We start from the raw sequence: 17717 nt of genomic DNA, 5'->3' as shown, positions 1-17717 counted from the left end.
ATCACGTCTTCTTGTAATTGATTACGAATATATTCTTCAATTCGCTTCTGATTTCGTCCAACCGTATCAACATAAAACCCTCGACACCAAAATTTGCGATTCCCATATTTATACTTTAAATTAGCGTGTCGATCAAATATCATTAAGCTACTTTTGCCCTTTAAATATCCCATAAATGAGGAAATACTTAGTTTCGGTGGTATACTCACCAACATGTGAATATGATCTGGGCAAGCTTCTGCTTCATGAATTTCAACACCTTTTCTTTCGCATAATAATCGTAAGATTTGACCAATACTTGCTTTGTATTTCCCATAAATTATCTGACGTCGATATTTGGGTGCGAACACAATATGATACTTACAATTCCATGTAGTATGTGCTAAACTATTATTATCCTGTCTCATCAGGGGTCCTCCTTTTGTATATTAGTTAGCGGTCGGGAAACCTTATCTAATATAACACTTTAGGGGACTTTTTTGATACATCGCTAAAAGCTTTTCGGAACCACTAGCACAGCTAGTGGTTTTCGTGAGACAAAAAAACAGAGCTTAAAAGCTCTGTCGGATTTAACTATTTTGTGTCTTTTGGGCCGTCTGCATACGATAGTACATTCCCTTAGCTTGCATCAGTTGTTCATGGGTTCCGTGTTCAACGATATCCCCATTATTCATGACCAAAATAAGGTCCGCATTTTCGATGGTAGACAATCGATGGGCAATGATGAAACTTGTTCGACCTTTCATTAATTTAGCGAAAGCCTCTTGAATGAGAAGCTCTGTACGGGTATCGATACTAGAAGTGGCTTCATCTAAGATTAAGATTTTAGGCACACTGACAAATATGCGAGCAATGGTCAAAAGCTGACGTTGCCCCTGAGAAAGGGATTGCCCCGCATCATTCAAGTAGGTGTCATAGCCTTGAGGCAACTGCTGAATAAAGAAATCTGCATTGGCAGCTTTGGCCGCTGCTATGACTTCTTCACGACTGGCTTCTGGATTTCCATAGGCAATATTATCATGAATAGTGCCGACCTCAAGCCAAGTTTCCTGTAGAACCATCCCAATCTGCTTGCGAAGACTCTCACGGGTATAATCTGTAATAGGTCTACCGTCTAGTAAAATTTGACCCTTGTCCAAATCATAGAAACGCATGAGCAGGTTAATGAGGGTAGATTTGCCTGCTCCTGTAGGGCCAACAATGGCAACAGTACTTGCCGCAGGTATATCAATGCTCAAATCCCTGATAAGAGGTTTATTAGGCAAATAACCAAATTGAACATGGTCAAATTTAAAATGTCCTTGCAAATCTGCTTCTTCCAAAACCACATTGCCTGTTTCTGGTATTTCATCTTCATCTAAAATCATATAAAGGCGGTCGGCACAAGCCAAAGCACTTTGAAGTTCTGAAAGAACAGACGAAATGTCATTGAAAGGCTTCGTATACTGAGTGACATAGTTTAGGAAGGTAGTCAATTGTCCCACTGTAAATGCGCCACCTGACATGATACGATAGGCTCCAACACCTGCAATGAGAGCATAAATCAGACTATTAACAAAGCGTGTAGCTGGGTTAACCGCTGACGAATAAAAGATGGCTCCCTGTGAATAATCAGCATACTTACCATTGACGTCTTTAAAATTCCTAACCATCTGGTCTTGAGCATTTAAACTCTGTACTAAGGCTTCTTGAGTCAAACTTTCCTCAATCAACTGAGTCTGCATGCCTCGCCATTTGGTTTGATTGCGATAGAGTTGATAGCTCTTCTTGGCGATAAAACGTGCCACAAGCATTGACAGGGGTGTCATCACTAGAACTAAGAGCATCATGAACCAGTCCAAACGAGCCATGGTAATGATAATAACAAATATAGTCAAAAGCCCGACGAAAAATTGGTTAAAGACCATGAGAAGTCCGTTATTTAATTGGTCACTATCTGTAGTCACACGGCTAACCATATCTCCAGTTCCTTGACGGTCAAGGTAACTGAGAGGCATGGCATGAATTTTCAGCATGACTCTCTCACGTAAACTTTCACTATAAGAATAAATCAAACGGTTATAAATTAAAGGATTTAGCCACTGAATCGCACTATTGGCTATGACAACTACAAGCATCTGCCATATTAAACGTGACATCAAAAGAACGGCATTCATCTTAAGAACAGCATCAACTGCATCACCAATTAAGATAGGTAAGTAAACCGTTAAGGCAACTTGAACAATGGTCCCAATAGTTGCTAAGGCAAAGAGGTAACGCTGGCTTAAGATATCTCTGCTTAAACGTTTAAGCGTTGATTTATTATTTCTAGCCTTCATCAGCGACCTCCTTGTGGTGTTGAGAATAATGAATGTCTTGATAGAGTTTATTAGTGTTAAGCAATGCTTCATGATTTCCCAAGCCAACTTGATGCCCCTTATCAAGCACCAAAATTTGATCAACTGCTTTTAGGCTATTTGTTCTTTGCGAAATAATAATCAAACTAGTTGATTTAAGATTATCTCTAATAGCCGCTAGTAGGCGACTTTCAGTCAGGTAATCTAGGGCTGAGGTTGAGTCATCCAAAATCAAGAACGGCGCTGGACGCATCAGCGCTCGCGCAATAGTCAAGCGCTGACGTTGACCACCTGAAAAATTACGGCCAAACGACTCAACAGGCTCATCTAAACCAAGGTCTTTGTCTTTTACAAAATCAGCAGCCTGAGCCATGTCAAGAGCATGCCACAATTCCTTATCACTTGGTTCGTGGTCAAGTCCTAGTGACAAGTTTGAACGAATGGTTCCCCTAAATAACTCAGCTTTTTGTGGGACATAAGCAACCCAAGAACGCCACTCTTTAAGATTTTTTGGTGATTGTTGATTTTTGAAAATAGCTAAAGAACCAATCTGAGGCTGATATAAGTTCATGATTAAGTTTACCAAGGTCGATTTACCCGAACCAGTACCACCAATAATACCCAGTGACTCACCTCTAGCAATCTTTAAATCAATCTCTTTTAGTGACGGTTGACTAGCTGTCGGATAGGTAAAGGTCATGTGGTCAATAGCTAGCACAGTTGAAGCCTGACTAGAAGTTCGGACTTCTAAAGGTGCCTCAATATCCTCATCTTGGAGTTCAAAAATAGCTTGTACCCTTTTCGCCGAAATAAAGCTCTGGTTAAGATTGGTCAACATCATAGCCAATTTAAGAAGCTCCGTCAAAATTTGCAAGAGATAGTTGACCAGAGCAATCAGCATCCCTTGAGACAAGAGCCCACCTTGAATTTGCAGATTTCCTTGCCAAAGGACAGCAATCAAAGTCATATTAACAACTAAGAAAGTCAAAGGACCAATGAGACTTGCTATCACGCCTGTTTTGAGTTGCCACTTCTTCAGGTCTTTATTAACAGTCGTGAAGTTATCTAATTCACGCTCACTCTGACCAAAGGCACGAATAACCCTCATACCTTCAAGTTGTTGGCGCGTATTAGTAACAATTGACTCATTAATCACTCGAATCTTGGCATATAAAGGATTGACGATGCGACTAGCTAGTACAATAATAAGGGTCAATACCAAGACCATACCAAGAAACCAGAGGGTCAAGCGTGGACTGATTCGGAATGCCATAATAATGGCTCCTGTCACAATAATTGGTGCCCTCAAAAAGAGCCTCAAAAATTGATTTATCCCCGTTTGGATTTGAAAGGTGTCACCAGTCAAGCGTGTTACCAAACTTGACGTTCCAATCTCATCCCGCTTTTCCTTTGATAAACGCATGATTTTCGCATAGAGGTCATTAGTCAACACTCGCGCATAACCAACTGCTGCTCTTGATGAAAAATACTGTGCTGAAATAGCAACGACAACACCAATAACGGCAAGTCCAAACAAGACAAAAATCATCAAAAAGAGATGATTTTTGTCTTTATTTGGAATAGTTGTGTCGACAATTCCAGCAATGACTAGTGGGACCAAAAGTTCGAAACTGGCTTCGATTAATTTAAAAACGGGTCCCAGGATGCTGTCTTTGACATATCCTTTAAAATAAACTAATAATGCTTTCATTTGTCTTTCCTTAAGAATGAAGCGTATCCTCTTAGAGACGAGAGAACATACGCATCAAAAAGAGGTTAAACTGCACTTCTTTGGCGTAATAAATATTTCCGCCATTTGTATAAAGTTTTCCGCCACCATAGTACATGGCAACCGGTTGGTAATAGGTGTAAGTTTCTCCACTGATATTTCCTAGACTCGGAGCAACGACATTTTTTGAATAAGCTTTTGCTAATTCGACGGTGTTAACTCCACCATTATCAGCCACATAATCGATATAGGCCTTACCAAAATTATAAGCTTGTACTGCTGTCCAAGGATCCACCTTATGGTGGGCAGCTTCTTCCAGATTTTCTGACAGCACCGTCACCCCTTGACGAATACTTTCTTTTCGATCTGTGATGGAGTTAGTCACCCCTGTAGAACTTTCACTGGACTGCATCACGTCATCTGTCTTCCCCTTGGTTTCTGTGTAAATCATAGCCAACACCAAATCGACATTGGTTGTATTATCAATGTCGTCCTCAGCCAATACCTCCTTAACCATGGATTCATAGGTTAAGACATGTTGAACATTGGCATGGATTCGATAACATTGGATACCTAAGATGAGGACTACGACAAAAACTGCCAGACGTCTTATCCATTTAAACATATTATTTATTGATGATATCCTCGATATTTTTGATGAGAATAGAGTAGGTGCCATCAGGATTTTGAATAAATTCAACACTATCGGCATCCTGATAAACATTATTAGGCACGATTAACTCAATTCCGTTCGATAACGATAATTTTTGATTCTCCAATTTCTTAATTTGACGTGAATGGTCAATATCTGAAACCGAAATGGGTTCAGGAATAACCTCTTTAAGCTCATCAACGAAGGTCAAACGAGCTGTCAAATTATTATCAAAGAGCTGATCTGCCAATTTTTCAGGTGATAACTCTTGGTCTTCTTCCAGGTTATTAAAAATAGCTGATTTCATTTTTCCTTGGAAGTTAAAGTCATCCTGATTAAAATTCTCAGCAATCTTCTGAGCAGTATCTTCAACCATCTTAATTGATTTTTTTACAGACTGCTCAGGTTGGACCTGCAAGAGATTTTCAGAGAAATAATTGGCAAAGCTTCCATTATGCTTGATTCGCTTTTCAATCAAATAATACTGCTTACTACTACGATTGATTACCAAAGCTTCATCAGGTGTCTGAGCCGCAGATGGCAAATTATTTTGTGACAATTGAATAGGATGTTGGCCATCTCCCAAAGAATGAATCAAACTGTCCTTGAGAGCAATACGCAAGAAAGCAAAATATTCTTGCCCTTCTTTATCAAACTGAATAAAGACCAAATCATTGGTCTTTTGATCTTCAGAAATGACAAATTCTTCCTTCCAAAGTTGGGAAATTTTAACAGAACTTTCCATCAAATCATCTCCTAGATGACTGATAAAAACATTTTCCGCATCGAAATAGCCCCGTTTAGCCTCATCTGAGAAAACTTTAGAGAGTTTCTTTCGAAAATACTCATCTAAGCGAGGCGTTATTTCAAGAGGTCCTTCAGCTAAAACCAGCTCCGTATCATTTGGCGAAAACTGGTGAATGATAATGCGTTTAATATATAAATCTAACATAGTTTTTAATAGAGTGGGAAGGCATCTGTAAGAGCTTTAACTTCTCCACGAATGTGTTCCAAAACTTCAGGTTTATCATGATTTTCCAAAGCTTGTACCATTAATTCAGCAATTTTACGGCTCTCAGCTTCACCCATACCACGACTCGTAATGGCTGGACTACCAACACGGATACCAGATGTTTTGAATGGAGACAACTGCTCATAAGGAATACCATTCTTGTTCAAAGTAATATTAACTTCTTCAAGAACGTTTTGCGCAACCTTACCATTTTCAACAACCTTAGTCACATCAACCAAGAAGAGGTGATTGTTAGTGCCACCTGAGATAACACGGAAATCTGGATGTTGATTGAAAACATCAGCCATAGCAGCTGCGTTTTTGATAACATTTTCACCGTATTCCTTAAAGGCAGGGTCAAGTGCTTCTTTAAGAGCAACAGCCTTAGCAGCAATAACGTGTTCCAAAGGGCCACCTTGCAAACCAGGGAAGACTGCAGAATTCAATTTCTTAGCGATAGCTTCATCATCAGTCAAAATCAAACCACCGCGAGGACCACGGAGCGTCTTGTGAGTTGTTGTAGTTGTCACATGTGCATGAGGAACTGGACTTGGGTGATGACCAGACGCCACAAGACCTGCAATGTGAGCCATATCTACCATGAGATAAGCACCTACAGCATCGGCAATTTCACGGAATTTAGCAAAATCAATGATACGAGAGTAAGCTGAAGCACCAGCCACGATGAGTTTTGGTTGCACTTCTTTAGCCTGCGCAAGAATGGCATCATAATCAAGGAGTTCAGTATCCTTATCCACATTGTAAGCGACGAAGTTATAGGTCTTACCAGAGAAGCTAACTGGTGCACCGTGTGTCAAGTGACCACCCGCTGACAAATCCATTCCCATAACCGTATCACCTGGTTGGATTAATGACATGTAAACAGCAGCATTGGCTTGGCTACCTGAGTGAGGTTGCACGTTGGCAAATTTTGCTCCAAAAAGTTCTTTGGCACGCTCAATAGCAAGAGACTCAACCACATCAATCACGTCTGTACCACCATAGTAACGTTTACCTGGATAGCCTTCTGCGTACTTGTTAGTCAAGAGAGTTCCTTGAGCAGCCATAACAGCTTTAGATACCACGTTCTCAGAGGCAATCAACTCAATATTGTTTTGTTGGCGTTCAGCCTCAGCATCGATGGCGTTCCATAGTTCAGGGTCAAATGCTTTGTAATCTTCTTTATCAAAAATCATAGAGGTCTCCTTTGAGGTCTAAGGGGGTTTCAATCAACTCACCCACATATAGTTGGAAGTTATCTCACACTTCCATAGGTCTCTGTTAGTCATTTATTCTATGGTCAACTCTGGTAGAGCCGCCAATAGGTCTTCTTTTGTAATTTTCCCTTGTCTGAGAATCCTAGCAGGTGAAACAGACAAATCCAAAATCGTCGAATCTACACCTAACAAGGCATCATCATCTTGATAGCCAGTCACCTGAAAATCAAATTGTACTCTAATATCGTCGAAATAACGACCACTAGCCTTCCCAGACTTATTAGCAGATGGACCAATCAAAGGCCCTTCCGCTTGAATCAGCTCTCTAGTGACAGGATGGTCTGGCAAACGGAAGCCAACTGTCGCCAATCCTGAATTAATCCACTTAGGGACTTGATCATTAGCCTTTAAAATGATAGTCAAAGGTCCAGGCAAAAAAGCATCATACAATTGTTTCAAATACTTGGGTTGATCTTTTGAATAGGACAAGATATCTTCATAAGAAGCGACATTCAAATTCATGGCTTTATCTCTGGGACGATTTTTTAGCTCATAAACATGGTCAACAGCTTGCTCATCTAAAGCCTTAGCAAATAGACCATAAACAGTCTCTGTAGGAAGGACAACTGCTCCACCGTCAGCCAAGATTTCTCTTAACACTTTATTACTTTTCATCATCCATCACGACCATTCTATCTTGCCCAAATTGGTCCTTAAGAACACGCACACGCTTATCAGGAAAATGTAGAGACAAGAGTTTCTTCAAATCACGGCCCTGCTTATAGCCAATTTCAAAGTAGAGCTTTCCTTTTGGAGTTAAATACTTGTCTGCGTCCTCAATAATCTGTCTATAAATAGCAAGTCCCTCTTCATCAGCAAACAGAGCCATTTTGGGCTCGCTAGCCAAAACATTAGTACCAACTTCGTTCTTATCATTTTCAGAAATATAGGGAGGATTTGACACAATGATATCAAAACTACCAGAAGTATTTTCGAAAACATCCGATTGCACAAAGCTAATGTCTACCTGATTTAGTATAGCATTCTCTTTAGCAAGTACTAAGGCGTCAGCTGACAAGTCACTAGCTGTTACTTGCCAAAAGGGGCAACTCTTTTTCAGAGATACCGAAATAGCACCACTCCCAGTTCCGATATCAAGAATCTTGAGCTCTGAGCTAGGGTTTTCCGCTAAAATCAAATCCACTAGTTCCTCAGTTTCAGGACGTGGAATCAAGACACGCTCATCAACCTGAAAACGCAAGCCATGAAAGTCTTCATAGCCCAAAATATACTGAGCAGGCTTGTGATTCATTAGTTGGCTGAATACATAAGCTAACAACTCTGCATCTTCATCTGAAACTTCTTGACGCAATTGAAGAACAAAATGAGTCAAGTCCCATTGCTTCAAACCACGATAAACGAAGGAAAGGGCCTCTGGCTCTTCACCAACAGCATCAAGCTGCTTCTCATAGTCATCCAGGACATCCGCTAAAATCATTTGTTAAGCTCTTCCAATTTTTGAGTTTGATCATAAAGAACCAAGGCATCCACAACTTCATCTAATTTACCAGCTAGAATTGTATCAAGCTTTTGAAGGGTCAAACCAATACGGTGATCAGTTACACGGTTTTGCGGGAAGTTGTAAGTACGGATACGCTCTGAACGATCCCCTGTACCAACAGTCGATTTACGCTCAGCATCTTGTTCATCTTGAGCGATTTGTGCAAAGTGGTCCGCAACACGCGCACGGATAATCTTCATAGCTTTATCACGGTTCTTCTGTTGTGTACGTTCTTCTTGCATCTCTACTTTGATTCCAGTAGGAATGTGAACCATACGAACCGCAGTCGCAACCTTATTGACGTTCTGACCACCGGCACCAGAAGCGTGATAGATATCGACACGAAGGTCCTTAGGGTCAATTTCGTACTCTACTTCTTCAACTTCTGGCATAACCAAAACAGTTGCTGTAGAGGTATGAACACGACCTTGACTTTCAGTCACAGGCACACGTTGCACACGGTGTGCTCCTGATTCATATTTGAGTTTAGAATACACGGATTGCCCTGAAACCATGGCAACCACTTCTTTGATACCACCGACACCATTATAAGAGGCTTCCATAACCTCAAAGCGCCAACCTTGTGTTTCTGCGTATTTTTGGTACATAGCTAGAAGGTCACCCGCAAACAAGGCAGCTTCATCACCACCTGCAGCCCCACGGATTTCAAGGATAATATTCTTGTCATCATTAGGGTCTTTTGGCAAAAGAAGAATTTTCAAACGTTCTTCGTACTCTTCCTTAGCGGCTTTGGATTCTTTGAGTTCTTCCTTAGCCATTTCTTCCAAGTCAGGATCACCGCTTGCTTCCTTAATCATCTCTTCAGCATCTGAGATACTTTGGATGACTTGCTTGTACTCACGGTAAGCTGTCACAGTTTCACGAGTATTTGCTTCTTCACGTGACAACTCCATGAACCGTTTAGTGTCTGAAACTACTTCAGGGTCACTAAGCAATTCACCCAATTCCTCATAGCGGTCTTCAACCGCTTGTAACTGATCATAAATATTCATCTGTTATCTTTTCTCCTTATTATAACTAATAGTCATTTTTAGTCCTTATTCAAAGGGATTATGTTTTCGTGAGGTGGATTAAACCAGTGCTTTCGGCAAACAGAGATATAACTCTCGTGTCCTCCAATTTGAACTTGTGCTCCCTCATAAACTGGCTTCCCATCTTCCATACGAAGAACCATGGTTGCCTTTCTCGAGCAATAATGACAAATGGTCTTGATCTCATCAATCTTATCAGACAAAAGCAAAAGGTATTTAGAACCTTCAAAGAGATTGTTCTGAAAATCATTTTTGAGACCAAAAGCCATCACTGGGATATCTAACTCATCAACAATTCGTGCCAAATCATAGACATTCGCACGGGTCAAAAACTGAGCCTCATCAACTAAAACACAGTAAGGTCGTGGATCCATATTAGCAATGTAACCAAAAATATCCGTATCATCACCAATAGGATATGCCTTCCGTTTCATGCCAATACGACTAGAGATATAGCCGACCCCATCTCGATTATCCAAACGACTGGTCAACAATACTACTGGTTTTCCTTGTTCTTCGTAATTATAGGCAACCTTAAGAATTTCAATGGATTTCCCAGAATTCATAGTGCCATAGCGAAAATAAAGTTGTGCCAAACCAGTCTCCTCTAAAATATGTATTGTACTTATTTTATCATAATTCTAAGCGTAAAAGGGAGGGAGACTGAACAATTTTTGAAAAAAGTTCGCCTCACTCCCTTATTTTTATAATAGGTTTGACTTGTGTTTCAAATGGTTCAATCTTATCACCCTGATAACGTTTCACCAGTCTAATAGCTTCTTATGAATAGGCTTTAGCCAATTTTTCAAGAAGTTCTTCTTTCTCCTCGTCACTAGCAAATGAAGCTTCGATTGCCGTCTTATTATGAGCATAAAAGTCTTGCACTGAGCTATCAAAATGCTTGTGATAGAGTTCGTATTCCTTGGTTAAGTTTGTATCAGAAACGGTACGATTGTCCGTATTAATGGTAATATTCGCACCTGCTGCTTTCATTTTTAGATAAGGAAAATCAGCAACTGTAACGGCTGCTTTAGTCTGCAGATTACTTGTTAAACATAACTCTCCTGTGACACCATTTTTGACAAACTCTTCCAAAAGCTCGGGTTTTTGAGCCAAAATCGTTGCATGGCCATTACGCTTAATTCCCATGGCAATCGACTCAGCCAAAAAGGCAGGGCAACCACACTCACCAGCATGAAAAGTCATCGGACGGTTGTAACTTTGGACTTGTTCAATCAAAGGTTTAATCGCTTTAGGTCCATAATGATGTTCATCTCCAGCAAAATCAAAACCAACAAAGTCACTATTTTCAACTTCATTTGCTTCATCAAGAATACGAGCCGTTAATTCTTGATCTGATTGGCGCATGCCACAAACTAGGGCCTTGGCTACAATACCAAATTCTTCTTGAGCTTGACGTAAGCCTTGACAAACAGCATCAATGGTCTCAGCGACAGTCAATCCCTTATCCATTGACAATTCTGGAGCAAAACGCACTTCAATATAGATGACATTTTCAAGAGCAGCCTGTTTTGCGACATCATAAGCCGCAATAGTCAAGGCTTCCTTTGTTTGAAGCAAAGGACGAATATAATCAAAAGCCTCAAGATAATCTAGGAGACTCTCACAGGTAGCCGGTGCTGTCACATGATGTTTGAGCTCCGCATCGTCCTCAGGTAACTCAATCTGTGCCAAGTCAGCTAGGTGACGAATGGTTTCCAATGATAGAGAACCATCCAAATGGCAGTGTAGTTCTGTTTTAGCCAACTTATGAAAATCAATAGCAGTCATTCTTTTCTTCCTCTCTAAACAATATGTTTTTTTATCAGATAAAAATTAATTTTTACTATCTTATCATTCTTATGGAAAAAGTCAAGGTGTCACGCCTAATAGGACGTAGTAGATTCTTGAAATGCCATTAGCATTTTGTTAGGATGTAACTATCAAGAATACAAGGAGAAACTTTATGTCTGACTATATTTTACCAGAAGTTTGGGAAAACCTAACCTCTATGGGAGGTGCCTGGGGTGGCCTCAATCAACCTACAGCTGGTGCACGTTTTGAACAAACTTTACCTAAAGGTGACCAACCTTTCCAACTCTATACTCTTCCGACACCAAATGGTATCAAGGCAACTATCATGCTGGAAGAATTGAAAGAACTTGGTGTAACTCAAGCAGGTTATGACGCTTATCGTATTAAGATTGGTGACGGTGATCAATTCGGCTCAGACTTTGTTTCAATCAATCCAAACTCAAAGATTCCAGCCATGATGGATTACTCTGAAGACCAACCAGTTCGTGTCTTCGAATCAGCTAACATCCTCCTTTACTTGGCTGAAAAATTCGGCAAACTCATTCCAACTGATCACGGAAAACGTACGGAAGTTCTCAACTGGCTCTTTTGGCAAACAGGTGCTGCTCCTTTTCTAGGTGGTGGCTTTGGGCACTTCTTCCACTATGCACCTGAAAAAATCGAATATGCCATCAACCGTTTTGCCATGGAAGCCAAACGCCAACTCGACTTGCTCGATAAAGAATTAGCAACCAAACCTTATATTGCTGGCGATGAATATACTATCGCTGATATCGCTATCTGGTCTTGGTATGGCCGTCTTGCTCAAGATAAGATTTGGGATAAGGCTGGTATTTTCCTTGATGTTAAAGAATACAAGCATCTTCAAGCTTGGACTGAAAAAATTGCCGACCGTCCAGCAGTTAAACGAGGACTTGAAGTCGACTATAAAGAAATCTAATTTTTATAACGGTTTGCCTAGGCTAACCGTTTTTCTATTGTTTCATGATATAATAGAAGCAAAATCACAAGGAGACATTCATGACTGTATTTCAAGCTATTTTAGAAAAAATCAAAGCCTACGACACTATTATTATCCACCGCCACCAAAGACCTGACCCAGATGCCATTGGTAGTCAGGTAGGACTGAAGGAAATTTTAAAAACAAACTTTCCAGATAAAAAGGTTCTTGCGACAGGTGTCAATGAACCTACCTTATCTTGGATTGCTGAGATGGACGAGGTAGCTGATCAAGACTATGAAGGGGCACTTGTTATTGTTACCGATACTGCCAACACCCCTCGTATCGACGACGATCGTTATGATAAAGGTGACTTCCTTATCAAAATTGACCATCATCCTAACGATGATGCCTACGGTGACCTTCTACTTGTTGATACGACTGCTTCAAGCGCCAGCGAAATTGTGACAGACTGGGCCCTCAGCCTTGGCCTTTCCTTGTCAGATGCTGCTGCGCGTGTTCTCTACAATGGTATTGTTGGCGATACAGGTCGCTTCCTCTTTCCATCTACTACTCCTAAAACACTTCAAATCGCGGCTAAACTTCGTGAATACGACTTTGATTTTGCAGCAATGGCTCGTCGTATGGACAGTTTTCCTTTCAAAATTGCTAAACTACAAGGTTATGTTTTCGATAATCTAGAAGTCGATGAAAATGGTGCAGCTCGAGTTGTCTTGACACGAAAGATTTTGGATGAATTCAATGTCACTGATGCTGAAAGTTCTGCCATTGTTGGAACTCCAGGCCGTATTGATTGTGTCGAATCTTGGGCTATTTTCGTAGAGCAGCCTGAAGGACATTACCGTGTCCGTCTACGTAGTAAAAGCATTGTCATCAACGAGATTGCCAAACGCCATGATGGTGGCGGCCACCCACTAGCTAGTGGGGCAAATTCCTACAGCTTAGAAGAAAACGAACAAATCTATCAAGAAATCAAGGATACAGTTGCCCATGCAACTCACTAATCGTCGTGTACGTCTCATGGGAACTGTGATTGACGTCTCTATCTATCATAAAGAACCAGAACCCCTGCTAGACCAAGTTGAAGCACTTCTACATACCTACAATAAGCGCTTCTCAGCCAATGACGACAGTTCCGAACTCATGAAAATTAACAAGGCAGCAGGCTTACATCCAGTGACAGTTCACCCAGAGCTTTTTGAACTTATTTCTCTTGGAAAATGGCATAGCTGCCAACCTGGAAGTCACCTTAATATTGCTATCGGGCCTCTCATTCAGACTTGGCGCATTGGTTTTTCTGATGCTAAGCTGCCTCTTCCTGAAGAAATTCGTCCGCTCCTAGATATCATCAATCCCAACGCCATTCTTCTATCCGAGGAAAATCAAAGTGTTTTTCTCAAAGAAAAAGGGATGAAAATTGATCTTGGTGCTCTGGCAAAGGGATATATTGCAGATCGTATTGCAGATTTTCTTAAAGCTAAAAAAGTAACCAGCGCCCTAATCAATCTCGGAGGTAATGTCCTAACCTTTGGACCAGCTCTCCATAATCCTGACCAAAAATGGCGCATTGGTATTCAAAATCCTAAGGAGACAAGAAACACAAATCTTATGGTGCTTGCTATAAGAGACCAGTCTGTTGTCACTTCGGGAATCTATGAACGTACTTTTGAGATAGATGGCAAAACCTACCATCATATTTTTGATAGCCAAACTGGTTATCCAGTCTCCAGTGACCTAGCCAGCCTTACCATTATTTCATCCCTCTCAGTGGACGGTGAAATTTGGACAACCCGCTTATTTGGCTCTAGTCTCGAACACATATTCCAAGAAGTTAGTTCACAAGCTGAGCTTGAAGCAATCATCGTTGATAAAGACAATCACTGCTTTCAGACAGGTGGCATTTACAAAATGCGAATTTCCTAAAAAATAGTAAAAAAGACTTGTCAAGTAGACCACCTTTTGATAAACTAAAATAGTTAAAAAAAACTATGGTGCGGAAAGTACCATGGCAGAAAGGAAATATTTTAACATGAAAAAAGATATCCATCCAGATTACCGTCAAGTAGTATTCATGGACACAACTACTGGTTACCAATTCCTTAGCGGTTCAACTAAACACTCAAACGAAACAGTTGAATTCGAAGGTGAAACTTACCCACTTATCCGTGTAGAAATTTCATCAGATTCACACCCATTCTACACTGGCCGTCAAAAATTCACACAAGCAGACGGACGCGTGGATCGTTTCAACAAAAAATACGGTCTCAAATAAGCAACATCTTGTTGTTAAACCATTCCGATTGGAATGGTTTTTTTGTATGCTCTTGGGTATAAGCTCTCCTACTCCCATATTTATAAAATAAAAAAACAGCTTCCATATGGAAACCGTTTATTCCTATTAACCTGCTTTACCAATAGCCAAAGCCCAGATAAAGAAGAGGGCAAATCCGAACAAGAAGATCAAACCTGCAATGGCAAGTCCTTTCAACCAAGTTGGAAGGTCTTTCTTCTCTTTTGTAACAAGTACGTAATTCAAAAGCGCAAAGAAAGGTGTTGTAAGGAATGAACCAATCATGGCGAAACGAAGCATGGTTGCTACTTGACCTTGGAAGAAGAAAATAATGATGAGACCAAGAATAGCTGTCAAGGTCATCCAAACATTCAAAGGTGTTTGATTTTTTTCTTTTTGGTTAAACAAAAGACGAAGAGAAATTTCGTTAACACGTGAGTAACCATCAATAACGGTAATTACAGTACCAAAGATACACAAGAAAGCGATAAAGGTAATCAAATAGCGTGACCACTCACCAAGCACTGATGCGTACATACCAACAAACTGTGCAATATACTTAGCTGATGCTGCTTCTACTGGTTTACCAGTTGGGTACTGGATAAGAGCACCGAGTGCTACAAAGAATACCGCAAGAATAGCTGTTCCGATGTAACCAACGTTAAAGTCAAAGAGGGCATCATCAGTGTTGAAATCAACAGTTTTCTTTTTCTCAGCTGACCAAAGTGAGTTAATGGCTGAAATTTCAATTGGTGCTGGCATCCATCCAAGAAGTGAAACGATAAATGGAAGGGCTGCGAGCTGCCATGGTGTTTTTTCAACGAAGTCAGCACTGTACTCTGGATGTTTGATTGCCGCAATAATAACTGCTGCTACTGTTGCAATAGTCAAAGCTGACATAATCCATTTGGCCATACCATCAAGAAGTTTGTAACCACCAAAGAGTAACATCCCCCAGATAATGGCAACCAAAATGATTGACCATGTGGTAATAGTCAAACCAAGCATTGGAAAGGCACTAGCAATGATGGCTGAACAAAGAATAGAAACTCCCGCAGTATTAACCAAGGCTGAGAAGACATTCAAAATGAAGAATACCCAAAGATAGAACTTACCTTTCTCAGCATAACCTTCAACGAGGGTTTTACCCGTATCTGCGGTATACTCAGCACCAAAACGGAAAAATGGGTATTTAAAGAGGTTAGCAAGAATAACCAAGCCTAGCAAGGCCCATCCATAAGAACCACCCGCTTGGGTTGATGAAACAATGTGGGATCCACCTACGGCCGCTGAAGCCATTAGGATACCAGGTCCCATTGCTTTTATTTTACTACGCCAGGTAGACTGACTAGTTGCACTTGTTTGTGACATAAGAAAATCTCCTAAAACAAATTTTCAGAATAATCTGAATTGATGTTTACCATTTTACACAATTGTTGGAATAATTTCAATAGTATTTCACATTTTTCTGAAAAATAGAAAAAAGCCATCCAAACGGATAGCTCTTTTACTATTTAGACAGTCCTGTAAAGAAATCTACGATAGCTTGCCAGATTTGTGCAAAGATATTTTTGCTGTTCTCAACCGCTTTGTTGGCATTAAAGTTTAAGTTAATTCCAGAGAAAGTATTACCAGCTTTGGAAACGATAGAATCTTTAAGTGATCTCAAGCTTGACTTAAAGCTAGCACTGTCAATGATTGAAGACTTAGATAAATTCATAGCAAAATTCACTAGAAGGTTAATTTGCGTATCAGAAAGATCCAAGTTGTAATTATTGATAGTCTGCTGAACAATCGTTTTAGCTTGGTCTTCAGTCAACTTATCCCCTTTATCAGCAACTGCTGACTTAATATCAGTCATAGCTACATTAAGCTTGTCGGCATCATAGTCACTCTTGCCTGAATTTTCCTCATTAATTTGAGAAAGGGTTTTAAGTTCCTCCTGCGCAAGCTCTTTGCTTTCATCAGAAACCTTAGCCCCATTTTGCTCAAGCGAATAGTAAATACCAGCCAAGGCACTTTCTCCAGTAACTGCGATTGGTGCTGCTACCGTAATCTTGGCGTGTTCGATACCAAGTGTCGTTGCAGCATTACGGTACATATCTGGAGTGATTTTCGTGATATTTTGCGGTGTCACAATCTCTACACTCAAGGTTTCCTTAGCACCTAGCTTAGCAATCTTAACTGAAGAATATAGCTGAAGACTAGAATCGTCAGCAACGTTCATAATTTTTGCATAAGCTGATGTCGTAAGTGTCTTAACATTGGTATCCTTACTACTATCATATCCCAGTAAATTCAGGGTTTCATTACGCTGATCCTCTGACAAGGAATAGCCCATCACATAATCAGGCTGAACATAGGATTCATCAATAACCTTTTGGACTTGTGATGAGGTTGCTGCTTGAGCAACCGAAGTGAAAGCTGTTACTGAAGCCAATATAGCCATCCCAGTAACAAGAAGTTTTTTCAATTTCATGTGTGTTTCCTTTCGAAAATAGAATATTATTCCATAATCTCCTAAAGGACGACTGACTCTAGGCTCAGCCGTTCACCTATTATACCATGACTTAAATAATTAGGGTCAAAAAAACTACTCGTGCAGCTCCAAGGGGAGACCATCTGGATCAGCAAAGAAAGTCATCTTTTCACCGGTAAAAGTGTCCTTGCGGATGGGTTGGCAGGAAATACCCTTTTCTTCTAAACTCTTGACAACCTCTTCAATATTAGTCACTCTGAAAGCTAAATGACGTAAGCCACATGCCTCAGGATAAGACGGGCGTTTGGGTGGCTCCACATAGTTCGGATCACTTGTCTTATTGCCAAAGATTTCAAGTTCTATATCTCCACAACGTAGATCTAACTTATAATCATGGCGTTCCGGACGGTGATTTTCCCGAATAATCTCAAAACCAAGTTTATTAACATAAAAATCTCGAGACAAGTCATAATCAGAAACAATAATAGCAACATGGTGCACTGTATTTAAAAACATATTTTCCTCCATAGAAAAAGGGGCTCTATAATTTCTGTAGTGGGTAAAACCACTGTAGAGATTATAGAGCTTTTTAAGTGTACACAAAAAGTCCCAT

At 40.3% G+C, this 17717-nt stretch carries 18 protein-coding genes; 4 read left to right on the top strand and 14 right to left on the bottom strand.

What is annotated here, in order from left to right; genetic code table 11:
* The 11 genes from tnpA to add form a co-directional block, all read right to left on the bottom strand.
* A partial coding sequence (gene tnpA / locus H7U02_RS10650; protein ID WP_070849220.1) for an IS200/IS605 family transposase occupies positions 1 to 407 on the bottom strand: 407 nt, incomplete at its 3' end.
* Positions 408 to 569: 162 nt separating this feature from the next.
* Positions 570 to 2318 (bottom strand): ABC transporter ATP-binding protein, encoded by a 1749-nt coding sequence (locus tag H7U02_RS10645; protein ID WP_080611977.1) that lies wholly within the window; start codon positions 2316 to 2318, stop codon positions 570 to 572.
* Positions 2308 to 4047, bottom strand: a complete 1740-nt coding sequence (locus tag H7U02_RS10640) for an ABC transporter ATP-binding protein (RefSeq protein ID WP_080611976.1) — start codon at positions 4045 to 4047, stop codon at positions 2308 to 2310. Before H7U02_RS10640 ends, H7U02_RS10645 begins: the two co-directional genes overlap by 11 nt.
* Before the next feature lie 31 nt (positions 4048 to 4078).
* On the bottom strand, positions 4079 to 4690 hold the full coding sequence (locus H7U02_RS10635) for a lysozyme family protein (protein WP_049545439.1): 612 nt from the start codon (positions 4688 to 4690) through the stop codon (positions 4079 to 4081).
* Position 4691: 1 nt separating this feature from the next.
* Positions 4692 to 5669: a nucleoid-associated protein gene (locus tag H7U02_RS10630; protein WP_073689821.1), complete on the bottom strand. Its 978-nt coding sequence runs from the start codon at positions 5667 to 5669 to the stop codon at positions 4692 to 4694.
* Positions 5670 to 5674: 5 nt separating this feature from the next.
* Positions 5675 to 6925 carry a serine hydroxymethyltransferase gene (glyA, locus tag H7U02_RS10625; RefSeq protein WP_073689820.1) on the bottom strand — a complete coding sequence of 417 codons (1251 nt, stop codon included), beginning with the start codon at positions 6923 to 6925 and terminating at the stop codon, positions 5675 to 5677.
* Between the two features lie 93 nt (positions 6926 to 7018).
* Positions 7019 to 7624, bottom strand: coding sequence for an L-threonylcarbamoyladenylate synthase (locus H7U02_RS10620; protein WP_060972471.1), 606 nt, complete (start codon positions 7622 to 7624; stop codon positions 7019 to 7021).
* The gene (prmC, locus tag H7U02_RS10615; protein ID WP_073689819.1) at positions 7611 to 8444 is read right to left on the bottom strand and encodes a peptide chain release factor N(5)-glutamine methyltransferase; all 834 of its coding nucleotides are present in this window, start codon (positions 8442 to 8444) and stop codon (positions 7611 to 7613) included. The genes H7U02_RS10620 and prmC overlap by 14 nt, the downstream gene beginning before the upstream one ends.
* On the bottom strand, positions 8441 to 9520 hold the full coding sequence (prfA, locus tag H7U02_RS10610) for a peptide chain release factor 1 (RefSeq protein WP_002891161.1): 1080 nt from the start codon (positions 9518 to 9520) through the stop codon (positions 8441 to 8443). The genes prmC and prfA overlap by 4 nt, the downstream gene beginning before the upstream one ends.
* 38 nt (positions 9521 to 9558) lie before the next feature.
* Entirely contained in the window at positions 9559 to 10155 is a 597-nt protein-coding gene (locus H7U02_RS10605) for a thymidine kinase (protein WP_073689818.1), read from the bottom strand.
* Positions 10156 to 10339: 184 nt separating this feature from the next.
* The gene (add, locus tag H7U02_RS10600; RefSeq protein WP_201043337.1) at positions 10340 to 11350 is read right to left on the bottom strand and encodes an adenosine deaminase; all 1011 of its coding nucleotides are present in this window, start codon (positions 11348 to 11350) and stop codon (positions 10340 to 10342) included.
* A 175-nt stretch (positions 11351 to 11525) separates the two neighbouring features.
* On the opposite strand from add, the gene yghU reads away from it, so the two are divergent.
* The 4 genes from yghU (at position 11526) to H7U02_RS10580 (ending at position 14607) form a co-directional block, all read left to right on the top strand.
* Positions 11526 to 12314: a glutathione-dependent disulfide-bond oxidoreductase gene (gene yghU / locus H7U02_RS10595; protein WP_084914445.1), complete on the top strand. Its 789-nt coding sequence runs from the start codon at positions 11526 to 11528 to the stop codon at positions 12312 to 12314.
* An 80-nt stretch (positions 12315 to 12394) separates the two neighbouring features.
* The gene (locus tag H7U02_RS10590) at positions 12395 to 13339 is read left to right on the top strand and encodes a DHH family phosphoesterase (RefSeq protein ID WP_004182107.1); all 945 of its coding nucleotides are present in this window, start codon (positions 12395 to 12397) and stop codon (positions 13337 to 13339) included.
* The gene (locus tag H7U02_RS10585; protein ID WP_037611409.1) at positions 13326 to 14258 is read left to right on the top strand and encodes an FAD:protein FMN transferase; all 933 of its coding nucleotides are present in this window, start codon (positions 13326 to 13328) and stop codon (positions 14256 to 14258) included. Before H7U02_RS10590 ends, H7U02_RS10585 begins: the two co-directional genes overlap by 14 nt.
* A 106-nt stretch (positions 14259 to 14364) precedes the next feature.
* Entirely contained in the window at positions 14365 to 14607 is a 243-nt protein-coding gene (locus H7U02_RS10580; protein WP_003093591.1) for a type B 50S ribosomal protein L31, read from the top strand.
* Positions 14608 to 14733: 126 nt separating this feature from the next.
* On the opposite strand, the gene H7U02_RS10575 is transcribed toward H7U02_RS10580, so the two are convergent.
* The 3 genes from H7U02_RS10575 to H7U02_RS10565 form a co-directional block, all read right to left on the bottom strand.
* The gene (locus tag H7U02_RS10575; RefSeq protein ID WP_038676189.1) at positions 14734 to 15996 is read right to left on the bottom strand and encodes an NRAMP family divalent metal transporter; all 1263 of its coding nucleotides are present in this window, start codon (positions 15994 to 15996) and stop codon (positions 14734 to 14736) included.
* 139 nt (positions 15997 to 16135) lie between these two features.
* Complete coding sequence (locus tag H7U02_RS10570; protein WP_038676191.1) at positions 16136 to 17104, bottom strand: DUF1002 domain-containing protein; 969 nt, start codon at positions 17102 to 17104, stop codon at positions 16136 to 16138.
* A gap of 114 nt (positions 17105 to 17218) precedes the next feature.
* Complete coding sequence (locus H7U02_RS10565; RefSeq protein ID WP_038676193.1) at positions 17219 to 17620, bottom strand: VOC family protein; 402 nt, start codon at positions 17618 to 17620, stop codon at positions 17219 to 17221.
* Positions 17621 to 17717 lie beyond the last annotated feature (97 nt).

It is taken from the genome of Streptococcus sp. 3.1 (assembly GCF_016648915.1).
Lineage (GTDB): Bacteria > Bacillota > Bacilli > Lactobacillales > Streptococcaceae > Streptococcus > Streptococcus salivarius_E.
The sequence above is the reverse complement of the archived record's forward strand: the minus strand, read 5'-3'. Positions and strand labels throughout refer to the sequence as shown.